The sequence below is a fragment of the Thiocystis violacea genome (genome assembly GCF_016583565.1).
GTDB classification, from domain to species: Bacteria; Pseudomonadota; Gammaproteobacteria; order Chromatiales; family Chromatiaceae; genus Thiorhodococcus; species Thiorhodococcus violaceus_A.
Genome location: NZ_NRRF01000018.1, coordinates 73,366 through 79,784, shown reverse-complemented (window position 1 = coordinate 79,784; position 6,419 = coordinate 73,366). Strand labels below are relative to the sequence as shown.

Here is a 6,419-nt window from a genome sequence, read left to right as displayed (position 1 = left end):
CGCATTTCGAGGAAATTGCCAATTATTTTGTCGGTCGTCAAACCAGCGGTTTCGTTGAGGGTCTCAACAATAAGCTCAAGGTCATCAAACGCCGCTGCTATGGAATGACGAACCTCAATCACCTTTATCAGAGAGTGTACTTAGATCTCAACGGATACGCTCAGCTTGGCATCGAACACTGAAAAATCAAAAACTTAAAATAGAATCGCTCGACTATATTTTGGCATTGGCGTGTACGCTAAAATCCGCTCTAAGCAATTGTTTTAAAATGACTTGTGATTCCCCATGAAATCCTGGAGAGCCTTACGGCGTGCGTTAAACGACTGATTTATCAAGAATCTCTGTGCCACGCGCGCCTAACCCGACCTACGCCGCGTGGGCGTCGATCATCCTTCGGACCAGTCGTCTTCGGTAGGGTGGACAAGCGCAGCGCAGTCCACCAACAACGGCGCGGGGTTCGGTGGACTTCGCTCTCGCTCGTCCACCCTACCGGTCCAACCGATGACCAAGGCCGCCGCGTGCTCTTATGCTGGAGAGATTCGGCAAGCATTCTCGAAGCCGAGCCGGACGGAATACTTTCACGATCCTTGGAGCCTGGGTGCCCGACAAATGTCGGATGACGCTGCGCTAAACCGACCTTGGGGTAAGGCACTTTCTTTTCAGAAACAAAGGCATGCCATGCCGGAAACGGTTTGGCCTTAGTCGGCCCACAGCTCGGAGAGATCGAGGGTGACGGCATCGAAGGGCGCAATGGCCGCGTTGTCCTCGCCGCTCCAGGTGCCTAGGAGTAACCATTGCCCGCCTTGGTTGGCGTAAGCCTCCAGGGTGCGGATATCGGGATCGATGATCCAGCAATGGGTGACGCCGGCGGCGGCATAGCGCGGCATCTTCAGATCGCGATCCTTGCGGGCGGTTGCTGGCGAGAGGACTTCGGCCACCCAGTCGGGGGGCGTTTCAAACCAGGCGGTCTCGGGCAGTCGGGGCAGGCGCTGGCGTCGCCAGCCGGCCAGGTCGGGGACGAGGACATCGGCGTCGAGATGGAGTTCGGGTTCGTCGAGGATCCACCAGCCGCCGGGGCCGCCGCGTCCACGATCGAAGGGCGTCCCCAGGTCCGCGCCGAGACCGGAGGCGGCGCGCGCATGTCGGGGGGCGGGGCGCGGTTGAGCATGCAGCCGACCGCCGATGATTTCGCCGACCTGGTTGTCCGGTAGGTCGAGGAGGTCTTCATAGGTCGCGTGACGGAAAGCGGCTGAGGTCATGCGGGGGGTTCTCGCGGGTGGTCGGTGCCTTGCTGTTCAGTTAAGTCGTTCGCGTGGGGATTGTCGAGCCGGCTTGGGATGGCGCCATGTCGGCGGCCACGCATGTCGGGGCGTCGATCATCGTTTCGGCCAGTTGTCTTCCGGGTGGACAAGCGCAGCGCAGTCCACCAACGCCGACGCGGGATTCGGTGGACTTCGCTCTCGCTCGTCCACCCTACCGGCCCAACTGATGACAAAGGCCCATGTCGGGTTCGAAAAGTCTTTGTCATAAAGTGAGTTTTATCAATTAATCGCGTCCCGCCGAATGTCGTCGGTAGCCGTGAGATTGGTGTTGCTTGAACAGGATACGCACGGCTCTAGGGCGTTGTTTGAAGATTCAGGGAGAAGACACATGCGGGTTGAAAGTCTGGTTCGTTTTCATGATGAGCATTTTTTCGATGGCGCGGTGCAACTGCGTTGGGTTCAGGAGCGCGAGGCCCAGGCACAACAGGCCGCGCGCGCTTTCGTGTTTCATGGACCTCGCTATCATGGCGCGGGCGAGGCGGACAAGGAGGGGATCGACGCCAATTATCGGCTGAAGGATAGCGCCAGTTTCGTCGCCGATCTGCTCGATTCGATCCAGGCGAGTCTGGCTGGCGCCGAGCGCAATCCCTATCTGCTCGCGGTCGCTGGCTATGGCGCAGGCAAATCACATCTCGCGACGGCGTTGGCGGTTTTACTGGATGCGCCAGGGGCGCCTGCCGCCGCTGACATCCTTGCGCATCTCGCCAAGGCGGACGCGACGATTGGGACGTCGGTCGAGCAGGGACTCGCGCGGCTTGGCAAGCCGGTACTGGTGCTCTGTCTCGACGGGATGGCTGGTTTCCATCTTGGCAATGCAGTCAGTCGGTCTTTGCGCAACTGGAACGCCATGGCGTGGACGCGGGCGCGATTCGGGCGCTGTCGCCGCGCTTCCAGACCGCAGAGCAATTTGTGCAACGCAATTTTGACTTTCGTGCCGACGCCTTCGCGCGGCAGCTCCCCGATCTGGACGCCGAGACAATCCGCGCGCGGCTGCGAAATCAGGACGAGGCCGTGTATACGGCGGTCGATGCGATCTACTCGGATGCGAATGGCTCGCCGATTCCGATCACCGGGCACGAATCGGCTCAGGATGTGATCAACACGCTCTGCGAGGTCTATTGCGGACCGGACGGCGCCTTCGCGAGCCTGGTGATCCTCTTCGATGAGTTCGGACGCTATCTGGAGTATGCGGCGGAAAAGCCTCAGCTTGCCGGCGATTCGGCACTCCAGCAGATCTTCCAGGGCATTCAGGACAATAGTCACAGGGCGCGCTTCGTCGGCTTTATTCAGTACGAGCTGAAGACCTATCTGAAACGCTTCGGTAGCGCGGACTTGCGCCAATTGCAGCGTTATATCACCCGTTTCGATGCGTCCGAGAAGCTGTATCTGTCGACCAATCTGGAAACCATCTTCGCGCACATGATCGGCAAGGATGACGCCGGTCTGGACGCGCTTTGGAGCCAGTCGCGGGCGGATGAGGCCCAGCGGACGACCTGGCGACGGATGTCGCTCGCCTTGCCGAGCTTTGGGCGCTATCCGGTGTGGAGCGATGCGGACAAGTTTGACCGTGTGATCGCCCGTGGCTGTTGGCCGCTGCATCCGCTGGCCACCTGGTTCCTGACCCGTCAGCGTGATGTGGTGCAGTCGCGTTCGGCGCTGACCTTCATCAAGGAGATCATCGACAGGATCGGCGGGGAAGAGGCGATGTCCGGCGGTCGTCTACGCCAGGTCAGCGCCGCCGAACTGGTGCTGCGCAGCATGCTGCCGGAGATGATCGCGGCGGAACGCGAACGGGGCGTGTCGGTGGCCGAGACGCTCCAGGTCTTGCTGGAGAAGTTCCAGGGCCATCTGAGCGGCGAGCAACAGTTAGCCCTCGCGGGCGTCGCCATCCTGGAAAAGATGCGCGTCGGCAAGCAAACGCAAACGGCCATGGACGAACTGCTCGGCGAGGCCGCGGCCTTGGATGCCGATGACTTGCAAGGCGCCTTGCGGACCCTGGGCCAGGAGTTGGGCGCGATCGAATGGAATCGTGACCTGGGTCAGTATGAGCTGATCGCCGATGCCTCGACCCGGGGGCAGTTCCAGCAATGGCTGCGTAAACGTCAAGCCGCCCTGTCTCCCGAGGCGGTGCGCGATCTCTTTGTGCGCAACGCGGCCAAGGATGGTGATCTGGGCGATATCCAGACGGATTTTGGCCGACTTCATGAGATCGCGACAGCCGAATGGTTTTATGAGGCGCGGTGTGAGCAGGTCCAGACCATTGAGAACGCCATCAAGGCCGCGGCGCGGGATTGGGAAAAGGCCATCCTGCCCAAGGATGCCAAGGGGCGCGTGATCTATCTCTATCTCCATGCCGAGGATGATCTGGCTGGCGTTGAAGAGACGATCACCCGTGCGCTGAGCGAAGAGATCAAGCGCCTCGGCCAGGCGGCCCTTCCGGTCTGGATCATTGGTCTCGCGGATCAGGATAGGGCGCTCGCGGAACACCTGGGACGCTTGCATCTCTTCGATGAGCAGCTTTCGGCCGATGAGCAGGAACGGTTTCGACGCTTCGTGCCGGAAGAGCGCGAACGCAGCCGTTTGGCGCTGAAGGAAGCGGTCGCGCGGATGATCAAGGAACGTCTGTTCTGGGTCGCCGGGTGCGAGGAGATCCCGAGCGGGCGCTTGCGGGCGGTGGGCGAGGCGATCTTCGCGCGGGTCTATCCCAAGGTGCTGCCCTTTCCCTTCGATGGCTTTGCCACGTCGGCTGGAGGTGGTCCGGCCGATGCCGCGCAACTCATGCGCAGCCTGATCGCGCGTCAGGTCGATGGCCCCTGGGTGCAGGCACAACCCAAGCGGCTCCAGAATCGCGTCCAGGCGACCCTGGTGCATGGTTGGCAAGTCCTGGGGTCTTCCGGCAAGTTGACCGCGCCGGGCAATCCGGAGGTCAAGGCGGTCCTGGATTGGCTCCAGCAGACGCACGCGGACAATGCCAAGCGTTCGTTGTGGTTGTCCTATCGGGCCTTGATCGCGCCGCCATATGGGATGAATGCCGCCTCGGCCGGTTTGCTGCTGGGGCTTTTGTTGGGCGGCCAACATCCGCCACGACGCATTGAGCAGAACGGCGAGATGGTCGCCTCGGCCGATTGGGTCAGTGCCGCGTTTTCCGCCCAGCGTGGCCGCCATCATCTGGAACAGGGGTTGCTCGAAAAGACGACCCTGCGGTTTTTGTCGGAGGATGGCGAGGGCCGCTGGCGCGAGCTGCTGGAGCGGTGGGAGGCCGAGCAGAACTATGAGCGCAAGGTTGCGCTCGCGCGGGAGGCGGAGCGCCTGCGCAAGGTCGATCCATTGCCCGAGGCGTTGGAAGGCAACTTCAAGTATCTGCTCGATAAATCCGAGGGGGCGGCGCTGAAACTGCGCCAATTCAAGGCGCAACTGGATGATTGGGAGACGAGCATCGAACGCGCCGAGCGGCAGAACAACCTCGGCGAATTGCTGCGGTTGGCGACCTTGCTGTTACGGCGGCAACAGGAGGTGAATGACGGGGTTCAGTGGTCGGCGAGCGCGGTCGAGGCGTGCAACAGTCTGCTGATCCCGCTGCGGGAGATGGTGTCGCAACGGGTCGCGGGTTGGATCCCGTGTCAGAGTTGTCATAACGCGACCGATGTGGGCGCCTTCCGTCATCGCATCGAGAAGGCCATCGGCAGTTTGAAGGATTTGGGGTTCGGCACGGAGGCTCAAGCGCTGGAGGAACAGTCGCGGCGCGCGATCTTCCAGGTCGAGAAGCGGCAGCAATTCGCGCTGACGCTGGCCGAGAGTGACGATTATCCGCGCCAACCCGAGTCATCCGAGTCCACGCCGGTGCGCGATCTGCTCGACGATATCGAGAAGGGCGAGGCACTGATCGTCGGCGTCGAGGCGGCGCGGGGTGTGCTGACAGACCCGGAGATTCAGGCGCGTATCGGCGCGATCAAGCAGCGTCAGCAGGGTTTGCGCGCGGCGCTGGAGCGACAGCGCGCCCGGCTCGGCGAACTCCTCGATGTCGCCCTGGACAGCGAGGAGGTCATCAAGGAGACGCTGGCGAGGTCGGACCGACTGCGGGCGATCTTCGTGGGGACGCGCGATGAGTCCGAGGTGAGCGATCTGGCGGTGCTGTTGGAGCGCGTGCTCTCCGATATCGCGGTTTGGGAGTCGGGCGAATGGGGCGTGGATCGACTGGAGGAATTGCTCGATCGACAGGTAAAGCAGCAGTTAGTTGAGCTGGAAGCCTTTCTGGAGCGCCGGGAGATCGAACCGGTCTCGGACATGGCGGCCATTTATCAGGGGCTGGTTCAAGCGCGTCTGGCCGGCGCGCGTGAGCGTTCGGCAGAATGGGTGAAGCGCCGTTGGATGACTCCTGACCAAGTCTCGGAGTTGTCGGTGGAAGATTGCGTTCGCGCCGAGCGCGAATTGCTCGATCCGCCTGCGTATCTCGCGGTGGAGGACCGTGCTCGGATCGGGACGCTTCTGGAGGCGTTAGCCGAACGCCACGCCGAACTGGATGAGCAGGCACGTCGTGAACGGATGGGTGCCTGGCTGCAGCCTTTGCTGGCACTCGGTGCGGTTGACGGGCTGGATCAATCAGCGGCCGAGGCGCTTATGGATACCTTGCGTCATCCGCCTGATGCCTTGCGGCCGGATGAGAAAGCTGCCATCGCGCCCATCGAGGAGGCATTGACGGTGCATCTGGATCGAATGAGCGTGAACGGGATCATGGAACGTATCGAACGGCTACCGCTGCAACGTCAGGAGGAGATCTACACGCGATTGATGGCGCGCTTTACGCCGGTTGGCGCCGAGGCGTGAGTGCTGGCGCTCGGGCGCTAGAAAGGTAAGCCGTGAACATTCTGCTGGATACCTGCGCGGTCTTGATCATCCTTTAAGCCAAGTGCGCGACCGGTGGGAGCGGCGCCCCGCCGCGACGGTCGCGTGATCGCGGCGGGGCGCCGCTCCCACGTCGCTTTGCTTGGAGCATGCAGGGTATCGACTCAATCGACAGGACGGTTCGATGATCAACGCCGCTTCCGGCAGACTCTCGAAAAAGTGCGTATCGAATCCGGGCCGACACCGGGTCTGCAC

General features: G+C 61.9%; 4 protein-coding genes. 3 read left to right on the top strand and 1 reads right to left on the bottom strand.

Translation table 11 applies throughout. The annotated features are described in order from the left end of the window. Positions 1-182, top strand: a 182-nt coding sequence (locus CKO23_RS09920) for a transposase (RefSeq protein ID WP_200330554.1), incomplete at its 5' end; no start/stop codon positions are given. A gap of 516 nt (positions 183-698) precedes the next feature. On the opposite strand, the gene CKO23_RS09915 is transcribed toward CKO23_RS09920, so the two are convergent. After that, complete coding sequence (locus CKO23_RS09915) at positions 699-1,259, bottom strand: Uma2 family endonuclease (RefSeq protein WP_200330552.1); 561 nt, start codon at positions 1,257-1,259, stop codon at positions 699-701. A gap of 331 nt (positions 1,260-1,590) precedes the next feature. On the opposite strand from CKO23_RS09915, the gene CKO23_RS25290 reads away from it, so the two are divergent. After that, positions 1,591-2,418, top strand: a complete 828-nt coding sequence (locus CKO23_RS25290) for a hypothetical protein (RefSeq protein WP_207168498.1) — start codon at positions 1,591-1,593, stop codon at positions 2,416-2,418. Beyond that, positions 2,334-6,146 (top strand): hypothetical protein, encoded by a 3,813-nt coding sequence (locus CKO23_RS09910; protein WP_207168497.1) that lies wholly within the window; start codon positions 2,334-2,336, stop codon positions 6,144-6,146. The genes CKO23_RS25290 and CKO23_RS09910 overlap by 85 nt, the downstream gene beginning before the upstream one ends. Positions 6,147-6,419: the final 273 nt, after the last annotated feature.